We start from the raw sequence: 3,124 nt of genomic DNA, 5'->3' as shown, positions 1-3,124 counted from the left end.
AATAATCACTGGAAGTTTCAAGTGTAAATTTCGTTGTCATAGGAGTTCACCCCATAGGTGCAATTAGATATCAGCAGAAAACACGCTGTTATCTCAATTTTACTCCTAAAATCTCTTATAATCTACGATTTTCATAAATTTATGTCACGGATTCAGGATCAACATAATCGCTTTCTTCAACATTTTACATAATCTTCTTTTAAAATACTGTATATTTCTAAGTCGACAATACCTTTACCTGCCCATAGTGTTGCTTGTCTTAATGTTCCTTCTTTGATGAAGCCATTCTTCAACAATACCTTTTTTGAATTCTCATTTTGAGGCATAACTTCAGCCTGAATTCTGTTGACGTTGACATCCGTAAACAAAAAATCGAGTAATATTTTTACCGCTTCGGTAGCGATACCTTTTCCCCAATGTGATTCCGACAAAAAGTAGCCTATCGTCACTGCGCTAACCTTTTGATTAAAGTCGACAGCTTCAATAATTCCAAGCAACCGATCGGGTTTAGGGTTGGCGAATATCCCCCACTTAACCCTTGACCTTTTATTATAATCTCTCTCAAAATGGCCAATCATGTTATTCACAGTATCTTTATTGTGTTTGGGTATTATGCCGCAGTATTCAAACACGTTGTCATTATTATAGATTTCAAAAACTTCGTCAAGATGATGATCTTCAATTTTCTTCAATACGAAATCATCTGACTTTAGGATAGGAAACTGATCAAAAACTGCTTCAATATTCATTCCGTCACCGCTCCATATTTTCTTTTTTATCGGAATATCCCTAAACTCCAACTCTTTTAAGAATGAATTATTTGTTATTAAACCTTGTACCCTCTCTATTGTATTAGGTCGTTTGGGTACACCACCGTTTCTATTTAGCAATATCCACCTGAGACAAGCCAACGCTTCAAAAACTTCAAGTTCTTCCTGCTGAATATTATTTTCCAGTAAATAAGCTGAACGAAACACCCGTGCATGTCCATACGAAATGTATATCTTTTGTAGCGTAAGCGACCATGCAAAATCATATCTGGAATCCCCTAATTGTCCGTTCGTCCAATCTATTACAGTATATCGGTCATTTTTCTCTACAATGTTTCCCAAATGGAAATCACCATGAATTATACGATCTTGCTTTATTTGAATGATTTGAACCAGAGATTAATGCACTATTTAAGTCATCGTGTTCCTTTGCTCCAGGAAAAAAGTAATCTATGAAATCGTGCTTGGGAAGATATATATTTCCTATCTCTTTTACATGGATTTGATGTATTCTTGATAATATGTTCGCAATATCAATCATTTTCTTTTCATTCAGTTTATTAACGGGCGTCCCGTCAAAGGTAGTTAACAACACCTTATCTGCGTTTGGATTTACCCCCCAGCCCACTGGCTTAGAGACTGCTAATCCTCGTTCATAAAGGACATTCAATAAATGAAATTGAAAACTAACATCAGGTCTTGAACTCTTATTCCATACTTTCAATACAAAGCTCTCTTTATCTGAACTTATCTTCATAACCTCAGCTTCAAATCCATGATCCATTGGATTCGTGGTTAAGGTTTCCTCTTGATTTAATAATTCATCCATCTTATCTTTTTTTTCTACCCAATCCACGATACCTATAGCGGTTCCCAATAATAACCTTCCTTCCATACGGTTATTTATATTCTCTTCTTGATCGGTATGTATAAATCGACTTTACATTTCCCTTCCTTATCCTTAGCAGGATCATTCATACAGAATTCGAGGCATGGTCTATCGTCGGAATCATACTCGCTTTTTGGCAACCATAATGTTTCTTAAAGAGGGCATTGAAGGTTGACACCGATTCGAAACCGCATTGATTCGATATTTCCAATATGGGCTTGTTGGTTTCAACCAAAAAATAAACAGCCTTATATAAACGCTCTTGATTTACAAATGCAACTGGAGTCACACCGACTATAGATGTAAATATTCTTGTAAAATGATATTTCGAGAAATTTGAAACACCAGCCAATATATCAAGATTGAGTTTTTGATTACTATTTTCCTCTATGTATTTAATTACTCTATCAATTCTATCTTTATAGTCATTATTCATTTATCGCATTCCCCAATTACTTTTGTATTAGACTACCAAAATTATACAACGCAATTGGAAAACTTGGATAGCTTTAATGAATATACAAACGTATTGATCTGATGAAGTAATTATCATATTCCTACAGCTTCTTGCCTCCCCTATCATCTCACCTTTCCATTTGTAGTTTGAAATCTCTGTGTTATTGCGGCTACATCGATTTGTTTTTTGTTCGCCATATCTAGCGTATGTTTCACGACATGTTTTTGCTAAAACTTTCGATTGCCAATAATGCTTTGCTTTATATCTGACCAAAAGAAAAGCCGCCCTACAAATAAGGCGGTCAATTCTGAACTATCGTGTCCCGTTTGCTTAATCATGTGACGTACAAGTTATAGTAACGGCTTCCTATAAGGCTTCAAATATTCACGAGTCAGCTTATTCGATAGGTTCAAGCCCTCTTCTCGTGTAGTTGCGGGGGCTGCAAGCATATATCCATTTTCAACATTCCAGACGGTCTGAGAATTACCAGCTTCGGACTGTTGATTAGGCGTTGCTAAAAGGAACGTTACTTGGCTGAAGTCTTTGTTCGCGAACATAAGATGTGACTGGTAAATTTCAGCTTTTACGACAGCTCCTCGCTCGTCATAGATAAAATAAGGATACGACATCGCGCCCCAGCCTTCTCTTGCAAAATGAATATCCAGCTTACGCTGATCCGGAGGTACTGGAATTTGTTCGCCAACGATTCTAACTTCACCTTTGAATACTTGTTCGCCTGTCAAGCTCGTATGCAATTTACCTTGAATTACGACCGTCGATGGCTCCGTACCCGTCTTCGCACCTTCGGAACCTAGCTGATACTTAACACCTGACAACTTTACATCAATTATGCGGGGATATTTCACATACGTTGCCCAAGCTACGCCAATAACGTAAGCGTCAAATAGCCCCCACCTTGTCATCAGATGAGAGCTAAGATAAGCTGGATTAAGATTTAAACACGTGGCAAGTCAGCGGTAGCGATGTTGACCAAGGCAACAGCTTGTC

At 37.4% G+C, this 3,124-nt stretch carries 3 protein-coding genes and 1 pseudogene; all 4 read right to left on the bottom strand.

Annotated features, from left to right (window positions below; translation table 11 throughout):
* Nucleotides 1-176: 176 nt before the first annotated feature.
* The 4 genes and pseudogenes from AC1TPC_RS26765 to AC1TPC_RS26750 all read right to left on the bottom strand — a co-directional run bounded on the left by AC1TPC_RS26765 (nt 177) and on the right by AC1TPC_RS26750 (nt 3,039).
* Nucleotides 177-749, bottom strand: a complete 573-nt coding sequence (locus AC1TPC_RS26765) for a GNAT family N-acetyltransferase (RefSeq protein WP_482069762.1) — start codon at nt 747-749, stop codon at nt 177-179.
* A gap of 370 nt (nt 750-1,119) precedes the next feature.
* Nucleotides 1,120-1,647 carry a phosphotransferase gene (locus AC1TPC_RS26760; RefSeq protein WP_482069761.1) on the bottom strand — a complete coding sequence of 176 codons (528 nt, stop codon included), beginning with the start codon at nt 1,645-1,647 and terminating at the stop codon, nt 1,120-1,122.
* A 26-nt stretch (nt 1,648-1,673) separates the two neighbouring features.
* Nucleotides 1,674-2,095 (bottom strand): annotated as a pseudogene (locus AC1TPC_RS26755) (helix-turn-helix transcriptional regulator).
* A 371-nt stretch (nt 2,096-2,466) separates the two neighbouring features.
* Nucleotides 2,467-3,039 (bottom strand): hypothetical protein, encoded by a 573-nt coding sequence (locus AC1TPC_RS26750; protein ID WP_482069760.1) that lies wholly within the window; start codon nt 3,037-3,039, stop codon nt 2,467-2,469.
* Nucleotides 3,040-3,124: the final 85 nt, after the last annotated feature.

Source organism: Paenibacillus sp. Y280, assembly GCF_056786335.1.
Note: the sequence above shows the minus strand (reverse complement) of the source record. Positions and strands in the feature narration are given on the sequence as shown.